General features: G+C 48.6%; 21 protein-coding genes. 18 read left to right on the plus strand and 3 right to left on the minus strand.

Annotation, left to right across the window (positions count from 1 at the left end; all coding sequences use genetic code 11):
- The first annotated feature begins 62 nt into the window (after positions 1 to 62).
- The 4 genes from FD09_RS05230 to FD09_RS05245 all read left to right on the plus strand — a co-directional run bounded on the left by FD09_RS05230 (position 63) and on the right by FD09_RS05245 (position 4,701).
- The gene (locus tag FD09_RS05230; protein ID WP_057819068.1) at positions 63 to 1,520 is read left to right on the plus strand and encodes a 6-phospho-beta-glucosidase; all 1,458 of its coding nucleotides are present in this window, start codon (positions 63 to 65) and stop codon (positions 1,518 to 1,520) included.
- Positions 1,521 to 1,591: 71 nt separating this feature from the next.
- A complete protein-coding gene (locus FD09_RS05235) occupies positions 1,592 to 2,179 on the plus strand; it encodes a TMEM175 family protein (RefSeq protein ID WP_057819070.1) in 588 nt (195 codons plus the stop codon).
- Positions 2,180 to 2,227: 48 nt separating this feature from the next.
- Complete coding sequence (locus tag FD09_RS05240; protein WP_057819072.1) at positions 2,228 to 3,142, plus strand: lactate/malate family dehydrogenase; 915 nt, start codon at positions 2,228 to 2,230, stop codon at positions 3,140 to 3,142.
- A 218-nt stretch (positions 3,143 to 3,360) separates the two neighbouring features.
- Positions 3,361 to 4,701, plus strand: coding sequence for a PTS sugar transporter subunit IIC (locus tag FD09_RS05245; protein ID WP_057819074.1), 1,341 nt, complete (start codon positions 3,361 to 3,363; stop codon positions 4,699 to 4,701).
- Positions 4,702 to 4,875: 174 nt separating this feature from the next.
- Here the strand turns inward: FD09_RS05245 and FD09_RS05250 are convergent, their stop codons facing one another.
- Complete coding sequence (locus FD09_RS05250; protein ID WP_057819076.1) at positions 4,876 to 5,076, minus strand: hypothetical protein; 201 nt, start codon at positions 5,074 to 5,076, stop codon at positions 4,876 to 4,878.
- A 316-nt stretch (positions 5,077 to 5,392) separates the two neighbouring features.
- Here FD09_RS05250 and rpsL point away from each other — a divergent pair, with 316 nt between their 5' ends.
- From rpsL to FD09_RS05270, 4 genes are all read left to right on the plus strand, one after another.
- Positions 5,393 to 5,806, plus strand: a complete 414-nt coding sequence (rpsL, locus tag FD09_RS05255; protein WP_057819078.1) for a 30S ribosomal protein S12 — start codon at positions 5,393 to 5,395, stop codon at positions 5,804 to 5,806.
- A gap of 41 nt (positions 5,807 to 5,847) precedes the next feature.
- Positions 5,848 to 6,318 carry a 30S ribosomal protein S7 gene (gene rpsG / locus FD09_RS05260; protein ID WP_057819079.1) on the plus strand — a complete coding sequence of 157 codons (471 nt, stop codon included), beginning with the start codon at positions 5,848 to 5,850 and terminating at the stop codon, positions 6,316 to 6,318.
- Between the two features lie 104 nt (positions 6,319 to 6,422).
- Positions 6,423 to 8,528: an elongation factor G gene (gene fusA, locus FD09_RS05265; RefSeq protein ID WP_057819081.1), complete on the plus strand. Its 2,106-nt coding sequence runs from the start codon at positions 6,423 to 6,425 to the stop codon at positions 8,526 to 8,528.
- Positions 8,529 to 8,676: 148 nt separating this feature from the next.
- Complete coding sequence (locus tag FD09_RS05270) at positions 8,677 to 9,240, plus strand: peroxiredoxin (RefSeq protein ID WP_057819083.1); 564 nt, start codon at positions 8,677 to 8,679, stop codon at positions 9,238 to 9,240.
- Positions 9,241 to 9,347: 107 nt separating this feature from the next.
- Here the strand turns inward: FD09_RS05270 and FD09_RS05275 are convergent, their stop codons facing one another.
- Positions 9,348 to 9,743, minus strand: coding sequence for a DUF1093 domain-containing protein (locus FD09_RS05275; RefSeq protein ID WP_057819085.1), 396 nt, complete (start codon positions 9,741 to 9,743; stop codon positions 9,348 to 9,350).
- A gap of 210 nt (positions 9,744 to 9,953) precedes the next feature.
- Here FD09_RS05275 and FD09_RS05280 point away from each other — a divergent pair, with 210 nt between their 5' ends.
- Positions 9,954 to 10,529: a MarR family winged helix-turn-helix transcriptional regulator gene (locus FD09_RS05280; RefSeq protein WP_057819087.1), complete on the plus strand. Its 576-nt coding sequence runs from the start codon at positions 9,954 to 9,956 to the stop codon at positions 10,527 to 10,529.
- Between the two features lie 142 nt (positions 10,530 to 10,671).
- Positions 10,672 to 11,046 carry a hypothetical protein gene (locus FD09_RS05285; RefSeq protein WP_057819089.1) on the plus strand — a complete coding sequence of 125 codons (375 nt, stop codon included), beginning with the start codon at positions 10,672 to 10,674 and terminating at the stop codon, positions 11,044 to 11,046.
- Between the two features lie 45 nt (positions 11,047 to 11,091).
- Here the strand turns inward: FD09_RS05285 and FD09_RS05290 are convergent, their stop codons facing one another.
- Positions 11,092 to 11,907, minus strand: a complete 816-nt coding sequence (locus FD09_RS05290) for a hypothetical protein (RefSeq protein ID WP_057819091.1) — start codon at positions 11,905 to 11,907, stop codon at positions 11,092 to 11,094.
- Positions 11,908 to 12,138: 231 nt separating this feature from the next.
- Here FD09_RS05290 and FD09_RS05300 point away from each other — a divergent pair, with 231 nt between their 5' ends.
- The 8 genes from FD09_RS05300 to rpsS all read left to right on the plus strand — a co-directional run bounded on the left by FD09_RS05300 (position 12,139) and on the right by rpsS (position 17,433).
- Complete coding sequence (locus FD09_RS05300; protein ID WP_057819096.1) at positions 12,139 to 12,633, plus strand: hypothetical protein; 495 nt, start codon at positions 12,139 to 12,141, stop codon at positions 12,631 to 12,633.
- Between the two features lie 24 nt (positions 12,634 to 12,657).
- Entirely contained in the window at positions 12,658 to 14,028 is a 1,371-nt protein-coding gene (gene celB, locus FD09_RS05305; RefSeq protein WP_057819098.1) for a PTS cellobiose transporter subunit IIC, read from the plus strand.
- Positions 14,029 to 14,307: 279 nt separating this feature from the next.
- The gene (gene rpsJ / locus FD09_RS05310; protein WP_057819100.1) at positions 14,308 to 14,616 is read left to right on the plus strand and encodes a 30S ribosomal protein S10; all 309 of its coding nucleotides are present in this window, start codon (positions 14,308 to 14,310) and stop codon (positions 14,614 to 14,616) included.
- 34 nt (positions 14,617 to 14,650) lie between these two features.
- A complete protein-coding gene (rplC, locus tag FD09_RS05315) occupies positions 14,651 to 15,283 on the plus strand; it encodes a 50S ribosomal protein L3 (RefSeq protein WP_057819102.1) in 633 nt (210 codons plus the stop codon).
- Positions 15,284 to 15,308: 25 nt separating this feature from the next.
- On the plus strand, positions 15,309 to 15,932 hold the full coding sequence (rplD, locus tag FD09_RS05320; protein ID WP_057819104.1) for a 50S ribosomal protein L4: 624 nt from the start codon (positions 15,309 to 15,311) through the stop codon (positions 15,930 to 15,932).
- Positions 15,932 to 16,216 carry a 50S ribosomal protein L23 gene (rplW, locus tag FD09_RS05325; protein WP_057819106.1) on the plus strand — a complete coding sequence of 95 codons (285 nt, stop codon included), beginning with the start codon at positions 15,932 to 15,934 and terminating at the stop codon, positions 16,214 to 16,216. The genes rplD and rplW overlap by 1 nt, the downstream gene beginning before the upstream one ends.
- Before the next feature lie 35 nt (positions 16,217 to 16,251).
- Entirely contained in the window at positions 16,252 to 17,085 is an 834-nt protein-coding gene (rplB, locus tag FD09_RS05330) for a 50S ribosomal protein L2 (protein WP_057819108.1), read from the plus strand.
- A gap of 48 nt (positions 17,086 to 17,133) precedes the next feature.
- Positions 17,134 to 17,433, plus strand: coding sequence for a 30S ribosomal protein S19 (gene rpsS / locus FD09_RS05335; RefSeq protein ID WP_057819110.1), 300 nt, complete (start codon positions 17,134 to 17,136; stop codon positions 17,431 to 17,433).
- Positions 17,434 to 17,436 lie beyond the last annotated feature (3 nt).

Here is a 17,436-nt window from a genome sequence, read left to right on the forward strand (position 1 = left end):
GTGATAGCGGATACACTGAACATATCGATAGTCAATCACATCAATATGTCTGGAGGATCATCATGAGTAAATTACCAAAGAATTTCTTGTGGGGCGGTGCCGTCGCGGCGCATCAATTAGAGGGCGGCTGGCAGGCCGGCGGTAAAGGCGTCAGCGTTGCTGACGTGATGACAGCTGGCGCCAATGGTGTCGAGCGGAAAATCACAGCGGGTGTACAGCCCGGTGAGAACTACCCGAACCACGATGCCATCGATTTTTACGGCCACTACAAGGAAGACGTTAAACTTTTTGCGGAACTAGGTCTGAAGGCTTTCCGGACATCCATCGCCTGGACCCGGATTTTCCCCAACGGCGATGATGCGGAACCCAACGAAGAGGGTCTGCAGTTCTACGACGATTTGTTTGATGAACTCCATAAATACGGGATCGAACCAGTGATTACGTTATCTCACTTTGAGATGCCTTATCATTTGGTGACGGAATACGGTGGCTGGCGCAGCCGCAAGGTTATCGATTTCTTTGTGCGCTTTGCGACCACAGTATTCAAGCGGTACAAGGATAAGGTCAAGTATTGGATGACCTTCAATGAAATTAATAACCAAGCCAATTATGAAGGCACCTTCGCTCTGTTCACTAACTCCGGTATTCAAATCAAGCCGGGGGAAAATGCAGAAGCCGTGATGTATCAAGCAGCACATTATGAAACAGTCGCCAGTGCACTGGCAGTGCAGATCGGCCACCAGATTAATCCGGACTTCCAAATTGGGGCCATGATTGCCATGGTACCCATCTATCCGGCCTCCCCAGATCCGCGCGATGTCTTTAAGGCAGAACGGGCAATGCAGACGCGTTACTGGTTTGCAGACGTGCAGGCCAAGGGTGAATATCCCCACTGGTTACGGAAATATCAAGAAAACCAGGGATTCAATCTGGATATTACTTTGGCGGACATGGATGTCTTACAGGCTGGCAAAGTCGACTACATCGGCTTCAGCTACTACATGTCCTTCGCGGTGAAGGCCCAGGAAAAAGAACCCGCCAGTTACAAGTATGTCGAATCCCGGGACTTGGTTGCGAACCCGACCTTGAAGCAATCTGATTGGGGCTGGCAAATTGACCCTCAAGGGTTGCGCTACGCCATGAACTGGTTTGCAGACCGTTATGATCTGCCGCTGTTCATTGTCGAGAACGGCTTTGGCGCTGTGGACAAGAAGGAAGCCGATGGCAGTGTCCACGATCCATACCGGGTCGACTATCTGCGTCAGCACATTGAACAAATGGAACTGGCCGTGGAAGAAGACGGGATTGATCTGATGGGGTATACGCCGTGGGGCTTCATTGACTTGGTTTCTGCTGGGACTGGGCAAATGAGCAAACGCTATGGCTTTATCTATGTAGACAAGGATGACGACGGCCAGGGTACCTTGGCTCGGTCGAAGAAAGACTCCTTCTACTGGTACAAACATGTGATTCAAACTAACGGTGAAGATCTCGGTGATGTCACCGTGCCTAGTAAATAGGCCAAGCAGGAAAACCGCTCTTCGGAGCGGTTTTCTTGTATACTGGGTGGGTGAGAAAGGGGCGGTTAAGTTTGCCGAAGCAAAGAATGGAAGCCTTTACCGACGCAATTTTTGCGATTATTATCACGGTCATGGTCTTGGAACTGCATCCGCCGACCAGCGGCCAGTTTAGTGCCCTGTGGGGGCTGCGGCACGCCTTTGCCATCTACCTGGCATCTTTTTTAATTTTGGCCGTGTATTGGAATAACCATCACCATCTATTCCAGATCGTCCGGTCCATCGATGGGACCGTGTTGTGGGTCAATACGATTTTTATCCTGGTCGTTTCATTATTTCCCTTTGCCACCGCTTGGGTGGGGGACAATCATGTGGATAGTGTGGCCCCAGAGATGCTTTTTGGCACCGTGATGTTCTTAATGGATGCCATGTTTTTTGTCCTTGTGCGCGCATTGATCCATGCCGATGGCGAGAATCCGGAGATTCGGAAATTAGTGGGAAAGGGATACAATAAGCCTTATATTTCCATGGCGGGTAATATTGTGGCTATTTTCCTGGCGTTCATTTGGCCGCCGTTGACTGTCATTGTCGACACATTATTACTGGTGTTGTGGGTGATGCCGGAACGGCGAATTGAGCGGCATGTGAGCAACGGCCGTTAAAGTGGGAAAACAGTATAATAGAGTAAAGGATAGAAATGGGGCTTTATTATGGCAAGAACAATTGGTGTCATCGGTATTGGTCATGTGGGTGTGACAACATCATTTAATATTGTGACGAAAGGCTTAGCGGATACACTCGTCATGATTGACAGCAAAGAAGGTTGGGCGGAAGCAGAACGGGCCGACTTAAAGGACAGTCTTGGCGGGTTAAGTACGTACACCAAACTGATCGCGAATGATTACAGCGCGTTGCGGGATGCAGATGTTGTTATTTTCTCTGCAGGCGATATTAGTGTGATCAAGGATGGTGACCGTAACTCTGAGATCAAGACCACCAAGGCGGCGATTGATGACGTAGCTCCGAAGCTGGCAGCGTCTGGTTTCCACGGAGTCTTGATCGATGTCAGTAATCCCTGTGACGTGGCGGTTTCTTATTGGCAGGAAAAGCTGGATCTAGGCCGCAATCAAATCATCGGGACTGGCACTGCCCTGGATACATACCGGATGCGCCGGGCAGTAGCCGAAGCAGTCCGTGTTAATGTCGCCGATGTGCGCGGCTACAACATGGGGGAGCACGGTGCAGATCAATTCACGGCGTGGTCCTCTGTGCGGGTCAATAACAAACCGATCAAAGATTTTCCCAATGTGAAACTGGATGAAATCTCTGAAGCGGCCCGGCTGGGCGGTTGGCAGATCTTCAGGGCTAAGCACTACACCAGCTTTGGTATCGCCACGATTGCCTGTGAGATTGCATTGGCGGTATGCAACGATGCCCACCGGATCTTCCCGTGTTCCGCGTATGATCCGGAGTTTGACATTGCTATTGGCCACCCCACGACGATTGGCCGGACAGGGGTGATCGATAATCCGCCGATGGGGTTAAGCGGTGATGAAGTGGATGCCTATGCCCATGCGGCAGAAACCATCAAAGCAAATTTAGCAAAACTACATGCGTTAAGTTAAGCAAACAACCAAGCGCCCTGTCAGGATATAGATCCCGGTAGGGCGCTTTTTGAATCCGGTTACCAGTTTCACACTTGGCACTTGTTTTTTCCCTGAGTCTCCGTTTTTTCAGCTCTGAAAACGCTGTACAAAGCTTGCGGGTATGCCATAATAAAAGCGTGTTCATATTACAAATAAGCATCAGTCATTATTCAGCAATCTTATAGGGGGATTCAAGCATGAATGACTTTATCAACAACAAAATCATGCCGCCCATGATGAAATTCGTGAACACGAAGGCCATCATGGCGCTGCGGGATGGGATGGTATTTTCAATCCCATTTATCATCGTCGGTTCCGTATTCTTGATTATTGCGAACTTCCCAGTTCAATCATGGATTCAGTTCATGAACGAGACTGGTTGGGCCGCTTGGTTGAACCAGGCTTATAATGCATCCTTTGGTATCATGGCACTTTTTGCCGTGCTAGGGATCGGTTATTCCTGGGTAAAGAACGAAGGGTTTGAGCCATTATCCGGCGGGATTACCGCTGTTGTTGGTTTCTTACTGGTAATGCGTCCCACTACGGCCATCTCCAATGCGGCCGGCACGAAGGTATTAATTAAGGACCCATCTTATCTGTCTGGTTTCATTGATCGGACATGGTTAGGGGGCCAAGGGATGATCGCCGCTATCCTGATCGGAATGATCACTGGTTGGGCATATTCCTGGTTCTTGAAGAAGAACATTCGGATCAAGTTGCCAGAACAGGTACCCGCTAACGTTTCCGATTCCTTCACCGCGTTGATTCCTGCATTTGCAGTTACCGTGGGTTGGGAAATTGTGTATATCCTGTTTGACAAGTTCGGCAGCACCACAATGACTCAATTCATTTACAAGATGATTCAGACGCCGTTGCAAGGGGTCACCGACTCCTTCGGCGGGACGATGGTCATTGCCTTGATTATCCCGTTCATGTGGTTCTTCGGGGTCCATGGCGCCATCATCATCGGCGGTATTGTTGGACCGTTACTGCAAGCCAACTCCTTGGACAACGCCAAGATCGTTTCTGCCCACCAGGCTTTAACCGTTAAAAACGGCGGCCACATTGTGACCCAAGCTTTGCTGGATCAATTCGGTACCGTGACTGGTTCTGGGATGACAATTGGGTTGGTCATCTTCATGATTATCTTTGCCAAGTCGGCCCAAATGAAGTCACTGGGTGCTTTGGAAATTGCGCCGGCTATCTTCAACATCAATGAACCGATTCTATTCGGCTTGCCGATTGTGTTGAACCCGTTGATGTTCATTCCGTTCTTCATCACGCCAGCGATTTCCATGGGCTTAACCTACTTCGCCATCAAGATTGGTTTGATTCCGTTGTTCAATGGGTCGTATGTCCCTTGGACGACGCCAGCGGTTCTGTCCGGCTTCCTGGTCGGCGACTGGCGGACAGCCATCTGGCAATTGTTGATGCTGGTCATGACGTTCTTCGTTTATCTGCCATTCGCCATCCGGTTGGATCGGACGATGTATGCGGACGAGCAGGCGACATTGGCTAAAGAGGCTAAGACGAACTAATCCTAATAGGTAGTAAAAAACACGGCGATCTCACAATTGAGATGGCCGTGTTTTTGGTCTCCAGCCGTGCCAAAGCTGCGCGCGGTGTGGTTTCCACAGCTGAGCCCATCCCACCTCCGATTGCTCCGCATTGGCACTATATCCATCTGGATTCGAAAGTTTGTGTCAGCTCTGCTAATGGACTAAGCCGAGAAGAATACCCAGACCGGCGATCACGAAAATTAAGCCGATTACAAGTGCGAAACCAAAACCCAACCATAGGAAGATCCGGTTATTTGGTGGTGGGGATTGGCGGAATTGTTGGTATTGGCGTTGGGTGATCCAGAGTTGGAAGAAGCCGGCGAGGATGGCGATCCAGCCGTATAAGATGTGCAAATTCAATGCTCCTTTCACGAAAGTGACTTGAGTGTGTCGCTGATTACCAACTAATATGGTATCCTAGTTGCATTGACGATTATTATCAATCAGGATATTATCCTGTGCTGGCGGTTGCTTTCCGCCAGTGAGCATGGTATTATTTTCAAGGTGCTTTTTCATCCAGTGTTTCCGTGTCGGAACGTGCTGAACTGCTGATTTAGCATTTGTATAGTCAATCTGGGTTCGCCTATTTTTTTAGACACGTGGGCACGCCTGGATATGTGGACAGTAAATAAAAAATTAATTAACAGATTCTGGAAGGAGGACCCTCTACATGCCAACAATTAACCAATTGGTACGTCAAGGTCGTAAATCTCGTACATCCAAGTCTGACGCTCCGGCGTTGAACTTCGGCTATAACAGTATGAAGAAAGAATTAACCGATAATCCCGCACCGCAAAAGCGGGGTGTCGCTACTCGTGTGGGTACCATGACCCCGAAGAAGCCGAACTCCGCATTGCGTAAGTATGCCCGTGTTCGTCTGTCTAACTTGATCGAAGTCACTGCTTATATTCCTGGTATTGGTCACAATTTACAGGAACATAGTGTTGTCTTGATCCGTGGCGGCCGTGTGAAGGACCTGCCTGGTGTGCGTTACCATATCGTTCGTGGTGCGCTCGATACTGCCGGTGTGGATGGCCGGATGCAAGGCCGTTCTAAGTACGGTGCTAAGCGTCCCAAGAAGTAATTCAAATAATCGATAAAAACGCAACAGGAGGTTTTTGAGCAATGCCAAGAAAAGGACATGTTCCGACACGTGATGTACTGCCGGATCCAATCTACAATTCAAAATTAGTATCTCGTTTAATCAACCACTTGATGTATGACGGCAAGCGCGGAACCGCAGCAACGATTCTGTACCATTCCTTCGACATCGTAAAGAGCCAAACTGGTAACGATCCCTTGGAAGTCTTCGAACAAGCGATGAAGAATGTTATGCCTGTTCTGGAAGTCAAGGCACGTCGTATCGGTGGTTCTAACTACCAGGTACCTATCGAAGTACGGCCGGAACGCCGGACGACCCTGGGTATGCGCTGGATCGTCAACTATGCTCGGTTACGGGGCGAACACTCTATGGAGGAACGTCTGGCCGGGGAAATCATGGATGCTGCCAATAATACTGGTGCAGCCGTGAAGAAGCGTGAAGATACCCATAAGATGGCAGACGCCAACCGGGCATTCGCACACTATCGTTGGTAATCAACGCTGTTGGCTATTCTTTGAATCGAAGTTTGGTTCACGGAATAGCCAACTTTTCCACCTGTATCTATTCGTAACAATTTTGGAAGGAGAAACATTAATTCATGGCTAATACGCGTGAATTCCCTCTGGCCAAGACTCGCAATATCGGGATCATGGCCCATATCGACGCAGGGAAAACAACCACGACCGAACGTATTCTGTACTATACCGGTAAGATTCACAAAATTGGCGAAACCCACGAAGGGGCTTCCCAAATGGACTGGATGGCACAAGAGCAGGAACGTGGGATTACAATTACGTCCGCAGCCACCACTGCCCAGTGGAAGGATCACCGGATTAACATCATCGATACCCCCGGACACGTTGACTTCACAATCGAAGTTGAACGTTCCTTGCGGGTCCTTGATGGGGCCATCACTGTCCTCGATGCCCAGTCTGGGGTTGAACCGCAGACAGAAAACGTTTGGCGTCAGGCAACGACTTACAGTGTACCGCGGATTGTTTTCGTCAATAAGATGGATAAAATTGGCGCAGACTTCGACTACTCTGTTAAGACGCTGCATGAACGGTTAGGCGCAAACGCCCACGCTGTGCAAATGCCAATCGGTGCTGAAGATTCATTCGAAGGCGTCATCGACTTGATCGACATGAAGGCCGACTTGTACGACGAAGATGAATTGGGCACAAAGTGGGATACCGTCGACGTCCCTGCAGATTACTTGGATGAGGCCAAGAAGCGTCGGACTGAGCTTGTTGAAGCAGTCGCTGATGTGGATGACGACATCATGGAGAAGTATCTGGAAGGTGACGAAATCAGCAACGATGAATTGCGCGCTGCGATTCGTCGGGCCACTATTGACTTGAAGTTCTATCCTGTTTTAGCAGGGTCTGCCTTCAAGAACAAAGGTGTACAGATGCTGTTGGATGCCGTCATTGACTATCTGCCGTCTCCTTTGGATGTTAAGCCATATAACGCCACAGATCCGGATACTGGCGACAAGGTTGAACTGGTGGCCGGCGATGACAAGTCATTCGCTGCCCTGGCCTTCAAGATTGCCACTGATCCCTTCGTTGGTCGGTTGACTTACATTCGGGTTTATACCGGTTCCTTGGAATCTGGTTCCTACGTCTTGAATGCGACGAAGGAAGTCCGTGAACGGGTTGGTCGTTTGCTGCAAATGCACGCTAACCACCGTCAAGAAATCCCCGAAGTCTTCTCCGGTGATATTGCTGCGGCGATCGGCTTGAAGAACACCACCACTGGTGACTCTTTGACTGATCCAGATCACCCGTTGATTCTGGAATCTCTGGAAATTCCTGATCCCGTTATCCAAGTCTCCATCGAACCTGATTCTAAGGAAGACCGGGATAAGCTGGACAATGCGATTCAGAAGCTGTCTGAAGAAGACCCGACCTTCCAGGCCGAGACTAACCCAGAAACTGGTCAAACATTGATCGCCGGCATGGGCGAGCTGCATTTGGATATCATGGTCGATCGGATGCGCCGTGAATTCCACGTGGCTGCCAAAGTTGGTGAACCACAAGTGGCTTACCGGGAAACATTCACGAAACAAACCTCTGCACAAGGCCGGTTTGTTCGTCAGTCCGGTGGTAAAGGTCAATATGGTGATGTCTGGATTGAATTCACACCGAACGATCCCGGCAAGGGCTTCGAATTCGAAGACGCGATTGTCGGTGGTGTTGTACCGCGGGAATACATTCCAGCTGTTCAACAAGGTTTGAAGGAATCCATGGCTAACGGTGTCTTGGCGGGTTATCCGTTGATTGACGTGAAGGCTAAGCTGTATGATGGTTCTTACCACGAAGTCGATTCCTCTGAAGCGGCCTTCAAGGTTGCCGCTTCACTGGCTTTACGGAACGCTGTACCGACTGCCGGTGCAGTTATCCTTGAGCCGATCATGAAGGTCGAAGTCGTCATGCCTGAAGAATACATGGGTGACGTCATGGGCCAGATTAATGGTCGTCGGGGCCGGATCGAAGGTATGGAAGACCGCGGCAATGCCAAGGTAATCAACGCCTTTGTACCGTTATCCGAAATGTTTGGTTATGCGACAACGTTACGGAGTGCGACTCAGGGCCGTGGTACTTTCACCATGACCTTCGACCACTACGAACCGACGCCTAAGAGCATCCAAGCAGAAATCATCAAGAAGAATGGTGGCAACAACAACCCGCGGGAAAACTAATTTCCTAACACCGGGTGTATACACCGAGCCCCTGGACGCTAACTTGTTCAGGGGTTTTCTTTTTGCCTTGAAAATACTTGAGAATGTTTTATGCTAAGAAGTGGATCAAGAATCATTCTAAAGTAGGATCTGAGGTAGGAGGAATTTTATGAGCTTTATTGGAGAGACATTACCGGACTTCACCGTGAAGGCATATCAGGATGGCGATTTCCACGATGTCAGCCGTGCCGACATGATGGGTCACTGGTCAATTTTGGCATTTTATCCAGCCGACTTTTCGTTTGTTTGTCCCACTGAGTTGGGTGATCTACAGGATCACTATGCACAATTTCAGAGTCACAACGCGGAAGTGTACTCCGTTTCTGAGGATACCGAATTTGTCCATATGGCCTGGCACGAACAAAGTCCGACTATTGGTAAGATCCAATATCCGATGTTGGCCGATCCCGCCGGTGTGTTAGCCAATGCACTGCAGGTGCGACAGGAAGCCAGCGGTCAAGCTTACCGGGCCACATTTATTATTGACCCGGAAGGTAATATTCAATCCTATGTGGTCAATAACATGGGAATTGGCCGGAACGCCGATGAGATTTTACGGACTCTGGAAGCTGCCCAGTTTGTGGCGGCTCACGGTGATCAGGTTTGTCCCGCTAATTGGCATCCGGGTGACAAGACGTTAACCCCGGGGGCCGACTTGGTTGGTAAAATTTAGTTCGGTTGTTGTTCCGCTGAGTTTGACGAGGAGGGCGGCACAACAAGAAGAGGCAGACCCGCGTAAAAACGGTTCTGCCTCTTTTATTGTCTAGTTATATTGGCTGGTTATTTTGATTGAAGAATCCGGCGGACGTTGGCGGGTACCGCGCTGGCGGAACTGACAGGGTTAGGGCCTTCCGTGGCACGAGTTTGAGAGACCTTGGCCTTGAGATAAGTACCTGGTGTCAATGGTTTTGGATCTTTGTTAGAGATTTCCACCGGGATCGTGACCTTCGAACCATCTTCTCGGACAAATTGAATATTGTAGTCGTAGGAATAAAGTTGCTGACCATCCTCAACGACCTTCTTACCGTCCATATCCACGGTTTCTGTCTTTTTCGGTACTGCCGGGGCAATGGCATAGGCAGTCTTGGCATTATAAGTCTTATTCCAGTATTGGTAGCTATAAAGACCGCCGACACCGATTAATATCACAAGGATTACCCCTAAAATCTTTTTCATTTCGCTTTCCTGCTTTCCTTAAATGTGTGATATGAGTATAGCAAGCTGAACAAGGGTAGGCGCGAACGAAAATGTAAGGTCATTTGGCGGGAAATAGTAAGGCACCTAAATAGTTTGACAAGACTATTAATTGGGTGTACTATACTAAACAGTTAGGTACCTGATATTTAGGTACCGAACAAATAAAACAATTCAAGGAGTCGAAAATTTATGAGCAACAATTCGCAAGATGTATTCCGCGCGTTTCGTCGTTTCGGTCACTTCAGCCGCCGTTTAGCTTGGCAGCAACCGCAACCACCGCACCATCATGGGCAGGCCCGCCTGTTACGGGTGATCGCTGATCAAGATCAACCCACCTCCGCCCAATTGGCAGAGATCTTGGATATCCGGCCATCGTCCGTGTCTGAACTCCTAGGCAAACTGGAGAATGCTGGTTTTATCACCCGGGAGCAAGATCCCGATGATAAGCGTGCCAGCCGCATCCATATTACGGAAGCCGGCCAAGCCAAACTCAGTGAAGCAGAGAAGGCCCAAACCGACTTTGCCGATCAAGTCTTAGCCGGTCTCTCTGATGAAGAGCAGCAGCAACTGTTGGCTTTGTTAAACAAGGCCAATGATCATTTGGCAGAAACAGTGAAGGATATTCCCGATGATGACCAGCCGCCCTTTGGTTTTGAGGGTCCCCATCGTCATCATGGTGGTCCGCACGGTTTCGGCGGTCCGCGTGGTCCCCGTGGCTTTGGCGGCGACGGCCCGCACTTTGGCCGTGAATTTCCGCGGTTCTAATTGAGCCATCCAAAATAACGGTCGTCCATTTCCTGATGTAGGGAACGGGCGACCGTTTTTTAGTAGGCTGAAAATTTTGGGAAAAGAAATGCAACCGCTATAATTAAGGTAACGAAAGTACCATGACAGGTGGGGATCACTGATGCTATGGAATTTGTTTTTGTTGGTTGTGTATTCGATGGCGGCTTACCTGCGGCTTCATCATGAGAATGAAGTGCGCCTGGGAAACAAGCCGTTACCGATTCCGAAGCGGATTAAGCTCCAGACGATTGATGGGAATCCTTACGAACAAAAGCTTAGAGATACTAACTTCCGTCAGTGGTTAGTCTTGTTCGCAATGACGTTTCTTGTGGGTTTCAATTATCTAGTGCTAGAACCGGCTTCTAATCGTGGGTGGACCATCAGTTTAGTCGTTGCCGTAATTCTAGTGGTGGTGACGATTTACTATATGGTAGTCATGCGCGAACTTTGGCTTAGTGCAGAGCGCGCAGGGACAAAGGATACGAACTCGATCTAACCTAAAAGGCAGTGATACACATTTTTGCGCGTATCACTGCCTTTTTTATCTGCGTTTTTTCGGACGAGGCTTAGGATGGATTTCGTCGATTGAAATATCGGCCTGAGAGCCGAATAAAAGCATGAAGTCGTCTTTTAAGCGCATCTGATCAGTTGGCCAGGCGGGGAGTGCGTAATGATAGGCATTACCGTCTTGAGAAATGAGATGAGTGCGATGATTATCGATCAATTTTTGGATTTGGGCGGCAATTTTTTCGTTCGCCATCATTTTATCATCGTGTAAATTGACGACTAACCAAAAATCGGTGGTAATGGGACTCACGAATCCCATGGCACGCATTGTAATGCCGCTACCAAAGATGTAGAAAACAAAAGTCGATACACCAACAATCAAAAGATACAGCCCCAGAATCGTAGATAGCCAGAGATACGCATCGACTGCTTGGGTAGGCAAGATAGATTGGACGACACTATTGGAGCCGACCAATAGGCCACCAATGAGTGTCGCCAGCATACCGACAGCTGGTCGCCATTGATGTTTTTTCTGGTAGAACTCAGCGTATGACTTTTGTGTCCCGGGCATCTGGATGATTTGATCCGGCATATTTTCAATTGTCACATAAATCACGTTGAAGAATAATGCAGGCGTGAGTTTCTCAGTGACCAAATGTACCACCAACGGGCTTTCCGTTGTCAGTGTTTCCGTGGTGAGAAATACATAGGCCCGGTAATTTTGAGGATCTTTGGTGAACTCGCACCAATTGCCCCGCCGGCGGACAAAGATTAATCCTCGTTTGGCCTGGCGATCAAAATAATCTGATTCCGACTGAATTGACGCTGACCGTAAGTGATGTCGCCACATGATGTCCATCTCCCTCTGAACCGTTTTCCTACAACCATGGTAGCATCTTTTGACCAAAATCATAGTATTATCTCCTGAATTCGAAAAAATCGGACTAAAGCCCCATGGAACGGGTTACTCAAAACGGAACGCCGTTTTCGAAACAGTTGTTTACGGTGCCATCGTAATCGGTTACACTAAAAGTGTAGTTATTTATTTGGGACATCAAAACACCGAGGGGGTGTGGGACAAATGACAAAAGACCGTGCAGAAGTTGAACAGCGGCGTAAGGCTCAGGGTATCACCAGTATGTATTTCAACCGGTACTTGGCAATCCGTTATTTGAACGCTATTTTTTTATTCGCCAATCTCTACTGGGTGATATTGATGGTGGGGACCCGCCAGACATTGTGGATGTGGCCGCTGGCATTATTGCTGGGCGTCACTGCAGTCACGGTCGAGCAGGTGCGGAAGTATTGGGATCGAAGTAACCGCTTACCAATTACCCGCATTACTTATTTTTTTCAGGGTGCTAGCAACGCACTGGCATTGATTTTTGTCGCTGCAGGCAAGTTACAGTGGGTTTTCCCATTTATGTCTGCTAAAAGTGTGCCGACAGTGCTGATCGTTTTGGGCTTAGGCTTGTTGATCGCAGTATTTATTGAATACAAGACCTACAAGATTGAGCACGATAAGGATCGGCGTTATCTGCGCAACATGAAGAATTATCAAGAAAGTTTGCAATAGCAATCATTAGGAGGATTTTTGACAATGGATAATGGAGAAAACAGTAAATTCTTCAAATTCATGAACGACCACTTGATGGGGCCAATGGGGAAATTGGCTTCATTCCGAATCGTACGGGCCGTCATGGCAGCTGGTATGGCTTCCATCCCGTTCACGATCGTGGGGTCCATGGTTTTAATTATCAGTGTTTTACCCCAATCGTTCAAAGGCCTGCAGGGCCTTTGGAGTGTCAGCTTTGATCGGATCAACGACTTGTACATGTTGGCTAACACCGCCACAATGGGTGTCTTGGCACTTTACTTTGGTTTGGTGTTTGCCTATGAATATACTCGCATTCAACAATCTGAAGAAAATGTTGACGTCAACCCGATCAACGGTGCTCTGTTGGGTTTAATGGCTTTCATGATGTGTGTTCCTGAACTCATGATGAAGGATGGCGCCATGAAGCTGATCAACATCAACAACAAGACCCAAACAATCATTGCTGGTTGGGAAATGAATAATGGTGTTACGCGGATCGGTACGACAGGTATTTTTACAGCTATCATTATGTCGATTGTGGCAGTAAAAATTTACACAGCCTGTGTAAAGCACAATGTCACAATCAAATTGCCGCCGGCCGTTCCAACTGGTGTAGCCAACGCATTTACTGCGTTGATTCCGGCCGCATTAATTGCACTGGTTGTTTTAGTTATCAACGGTGCGTTAGTTGCTTTGAACACAGATATCTTTAAGGTAATCGCAGTACCGTTCAGTTTCGTCACGAACTTGACCAATACATGGATCGGAATTATGGTGATTTACTTCATCATGCATGCTTTGTGGATCGTTGGTATTCACGGGGCTACAATCGTAACATCATTCTTAACTCCCATCGTGCTGTCTAACATGATTGCCAATACTAAGGGTGCTAACATTCCTTTCGCCGGCGAATTCAATAACTGCTTCGTCACTGTTGGTGGTTCTGGTGCAACGTTGGGTATGTGTATCTTTATTGCCTTCTTTGCTAAATCTGAGCAACTCGGGGCAATTGGGAAGGCAGCTCTTGTACCGTCACTCTTCAATATCAACGAACCAATCATCTTTGGTTTGCCAATCGTGTACAACCCATATGTCGCCGTACCGTTCTTCCTGGCACCGATGACATCTGCTTCTGTCGCTTACTTCGCCATTAAGTTCCACATGGTGAAACCACCAATCGCTCAAGTGGCATGGCCAACTCCCGTCGGCATGTCCGGATTTATTGGTGCTGGTGGTGACTGGCGTGCAGCCGTATTAGGTGTTGTCTGCGCGTTAGCTGCTTTCATCATCTGGTTCCCGTTCATCAAGTCTTACGATACGAAGCTTCACGCTAGCGAACAGGCTAAGGAAGCTGAATTAGCCAAGGCTGCATAAAACAATTCCACACAGATTCGTGTATACTATAGAAGTCATCTTCCACTGGAAGGTGGCTTTTTATATTCTTTTGAAAACAACCCTTGTAATCAGGGAAGTTCTCTTGTAGAATATCAAAGGTGCTGTTTTTTCAGGGGGATACTACACCCCTCTGATGGAAACAGGGCAGTAGCTATGACGTGGGAGGTTGCGACACGCCCGGGTGCTTTGCCACGGGTCAGGCCGGAAATTTCTACTGAGCTAGTCTACTTTATGAAAATAGACGAAGGAGGTAACACAATGGCAAAACAAAAGATTCGTATTCGTTTGAAGGCATATGAGCATCGGACATTAGATCAGGCGGCTGATAAGATTGTGGATACAGCACAACGTACCGGCGCTAAGATCTCTGGCCCGATTCCGCTGCCTACTGAACGTTCCCTTTATACAGTGATCCGTGCACCCCATAAGTACAAGGATTCCCGGGAACAATTCGAAATGCGGACCCACAAGCGTCTGATCGACATCATCGATCCCACGCCTAAGACGGTTGATTCACTGATGAAGTTGGATCTGCCTAGTGGTGTCGATATCGAAATCAAGCTGTAATTATTATCAAATCAAATTTATTGGAGGTGTACTCATGGCCAGAAAAGGTATCTTAGGAACAAAGGTAGGTATGACTCAAGTCTTCACCAAGAACGGCGAGTTGATCCCTGTTACAGTCATCAAGGCTGATCCCAACGTGGTATTACAAGTTAAGACCGCGGAAACGGACGGCTACGATGCAGTACAATTGGGCTTCGACGATCTGCGCGGTGTATTGAGCAACAAACCTGCACAAGGTCATGCAGCAAAAGCTAACACGACGCCTAAGCGCTACATTCGAGAAATTCGGGACGTTGCGCTGGGCGACTACGAAGTTGGTTCAGAAGTCAAAGTCGACGAATTCAAGACCGGCGACATCGTGGATGTCACCGGTCGTTCGAAAGGCCATGGTTTCCAAGGTAACATCAAGAAGAATAACCAGTCCCGTGGTCCTGAAACCCACGGTTCTCGTTATCACCGGGTACCCGGTTCAATGGGTTCCATCATCAACCGGGTCTTCAAGGGTAAGGCCCTGCCCGGTCGGATGGGCAACCACCGAGTGACGATGCAAAACCTCGAAGTGGTGTCCACTGACACTGAAAACAACGTGATTTTGATCCGGGGTAATGTACCGGGTGCAAATAAATCATTAGTTACGATTCGCTCCGCTATTAAAAACAATAAATAACATTTACGGAAAGGAGGAGCACTAAATGGCAGACGTCACATTATACAAACAAGATGGCACTGAAAACGGCACAATTACGTTGAATGACGAGATCTTCGGTGTTGAACCGAACAACTCCGTTATCACGGATGCCGTCATCATGCAACGCGCTGGACAACGGCACGGTACCCATGCAGTCAAGAATCGCTCCGCAGTTCGCGGCGGCGGTCGCAAACCTTGGCGGCAAAAGGGGACTGGCCGTGCACGGCAAGGTTCGATCCGCTCACCGCAATGGCGTGGTGGTGGTATCGTCTTTGGCCCGACTCAACGGTCCTACGCTTACAAGTTGCCTAAGAAGGTACGCCGCTTGGCAATCAAGTCCGCACTTTCCCAAAAGGTTTTGGATGGCGATTTGATCGTCGTGGATACGTTGAAGTTTGACGCTCCCAAGACGAAAGAATTTGCAAACGTATTGAAGAACCTGAAGGTAGAGAGCAAGGCACTGATCGCCATTGAAGCTGGCAACGAGCAAGCTGCTTTATCCGCTCGGAACTTAGCTAACGTGAGCGTTGTTCCCGCAACTGGCGTTAACGTGTTGGACGTTGTGAACAGCGACAAGCTGGTCATCACCCAAGCAGCGCTCTCCAAGATTGAGGAGGTGCTCGCATAATGGCAGCAAGAGATATTATTTTACGCCCCGTTGTGACCGAACAATCAATGGATCAGATGGACGACAAGAAGTATACCTTCGATGTTGTACCCACTGCCAACAAAGTGGCTGTACGCCACGCTGTTGAAGAGATCTTCGGTGTTCAAGTCAAGAAGGTTAATATTGCCAACGTGAAGCCCAAGAAGAAGCGGGTTGGCCAATTTGTCGGCAAGACAAAGAAGCGGCGCAAAGCAGTAGTGACTTTGACTGAAGACAGCAAAGAAATCAAACTGTTCGAAGATTAAGCAAGATGAATTTTAACAACTAGGAGGGGAATCGCGTGGCCATTATTAAGTACAAACCGACGACGAACGGTCGTCGTAATATGACCGGTTCCGACTTCGCTGAAATTACTAAGTCGACACCGGAAAAGAGCCTGTTGGAATCCAAGAAACGGATTGCAGGTCGTAACGCTCACGGGCATATCACTGTTCGGCATAAGGGCGGCGGTCATAAGAAGGCTTACCGGATTATTGATTTCAAGCGGACTAAAGACAATGTCAAAGCAACGGTCAAGGCAATCGAATACGATCCTAACCGGACGGCTAACATTGCTTTACTGGGTTACGAAGACGGCACTAAGTCCTACATCATTGCGCCTAAAGGGCTCAAGGTAGGGGCGACGGTTGTTTCCGGCGACCAAGTCGATATTCAAATCGGTAACACGATGGCATTGGGTAACATCCCTGATGGGACGACTATCCATAACATCGAAATGCAACCAGGCAAGGGCGGCCAATTGGCTCGTTCCGCTGGTGCATCTGCTCAAGTATTGGGCAACGAAGGCAAGTATACGTTGGTTCGTTTAAGTTCCGGCGAAGTGCGGATGATCATCTCGACTGCTCGCGCTACCATCGGTTCTGTCGGTAACGAACAACATGAATTAATTGCCATTGGTAAAGCCGGTCGTAAACGCTGGTTAGGCGTTCGGCCAACTGTTCGTGGGTCTGTTATGAACCCTAACGATCACCCGCATGGTGGTGGTGAAGGTAAAGCACCCATCGGTCATCCGTCTCCAATGTCTCCATGGGGCAAGAAGACCCTGGGCAAGAAGACCCGGAATACCAAGGCACGTTCAGAGAAGCTTATCATTCGTCATCGGAAGGGCAAATAATCATTATGATGTTGTCCTTTGTAATTTACGCATAAGGGAGGTTTACGAATGGGTCGCAGTTTGAAAAAAGGACCGTTCGCGGACGAGCACTTGCTGAAGAAGATCGAAGCCCAAGAAGGCAACGAAAAGAAGCAAGTTATTAAGACTTGGTCCCGCCGGTCCACAATTTTCCCGAGTTTTGTCGGTAACACGATTGCCGTTTATGATGGTCGGAAGCATGTCCCCGTGTACATCCAGGAAGACATGGTTGGCCACAAATTAGGCGAATTCGTACCGACCCGGACATTCCACGGTCACGGTACTGACGATAAGAAGACAGCACCTGCAGCACGGCCTGCAGCACGCTAGTAA

This window comes from Schleiferilactobacillus perolens DSM 12744 (assembly GCF_001435585.1).
Classification (GTDB): domain Bacteria; phylum Bacillota; class Bacilli; order Lactobacillales; family Lactobacillaceae; genus Schleiferilactobacillus; species Schleiferilactobacillus perolens.

What these genes read in the sequence shown, in the direction of transcription:
- FD09_RS05230 (WP_057819068.1), top strand. Translation starts at nt 63, where the DNA reads ATGAGTAAATTACCAAAGAATTTCTTGTGGGGCGGTGCCGTCGCGGCG.
- FD09_RS05240 (WP_057819072.1), top strand. Translation starts at nt 2,228, where the DNA reads ATGGCAAGAACAATTGGTGTCATCGGTATTGGTCATGTGGGTGTGACA.
- FD09_RS05245 (WP_057819074.1), top strand. Translation starts at nt 3,361, where the DNA reads ATGAATGACTTTATCAACAACAAAATCATGCCGCCCATGATGAAATTC.
- rpsL (WP_057819078.1), top strand. Translation starts at nt 5,393, where the DNA reads ATGCCAACAATTAACCAATTGGTACGTCAAGGTCGTAAATCTCGTACA.
- rpsG (WP_057819079.1), top strand. Translation starts at nt 5,848, where the DNA reads ATGCCAAGAAAAGGACATGTTCCGACACGTGATGTACTGCCGGATCCA.
- fusA (WP_057819081.1), top strand. Translation starts at nt 6,423, where the DNA reads ATGGCTAATACGCGTGAATTCCCTCTGGCCAAGACTCGCAATATCGGG.
- FD09_RS05270 (WP_057819083.1), top strand. Translation starts at nt 8,677, where the DNA reads ATGAGCTTTATTGGAGAGACATTACCGGACTTCACCGTGAAGGCATAT.
- FD09_RS05275 (WP_057819085.1), bottom strand. Translation starts at nt 9,743, where the DNA reads ATGAAAAAGATTTTAGGGGTAATCCTTGTGATATTAATCGGTGTCGGC.
- FD09_RS05280 (WP_057819087.1), top strand. Translation starts at nt 9,954, where the DNA reads ATGAGCAACAATTCGCAAGATGTATTCCGCGCGTTTCGTCGTTTCGGT.
- FD09_RS05285 (WP_057819089.1), top strand. Translation starts at nt 10,672, where the DNA reads ATGCTATGGAATTTGTTTTTGTTGGTTGTGTATTCGATGGCGGCTTAC.
- FD09_RS05290 (WP_057819091.1), bottom strand. Translation starts at nt 11,907, where the DNA reads ATGTGGCGACATCACTTACGGTCAGCGTCAATTCAGTCGGAATCAGAT.
- FD09_RS05300 (WP_057819096.1), top strand. Translation starts at nt 12,139, where the DNA reads ATGACAAAAGACCGTGCAGAAGTTGAACAGCGGCGTAAGGCTCAGGGT.
- celB (WP_057819098.1), top strand. Translation starts at nt 12,658, where the DNA reads ATGGATAATGGAGAAAACAGTAAATTCTTCAAATTCATGAACGACCAC.
- rpsJ (WP_057819100.1), top strand. Translation starts at nt 14,308, where the DNA reads ATGGCAAAACAAAAGATTCGTATTCGTTTGAAGGCATATGAGCATCGG.
- rplC (WP_057819102.1), top strand. Translation starts at nt 14,651, where the DNA reads ATGGCCAGAAAAGGTATCTTAGGAACAAAGGTAGGTATGACTCAAGTC.
- rplD (WP_057819104.1), top strand. Translation starts at nt 15,309, where the DNA reads ATGGCAGACGTCACATTATACAAACAAGATGGCACTGAAAACGGCACA.
- rplW (WP_057819106.1), top strand. Translation starts at nt 15,932, where the DNA reads ATGGCAGCAAGAGATATTATTTTACGCCCCGTTGTGACCGAACAATCA.
- rpsS (WP_057819110.1), top strand. Translation starts at nt 17,134, where the DNA reads ATGGGTCGCAGTTTGAAAAAAGGACCGTTCGCGGACGAGCACTTGCTG.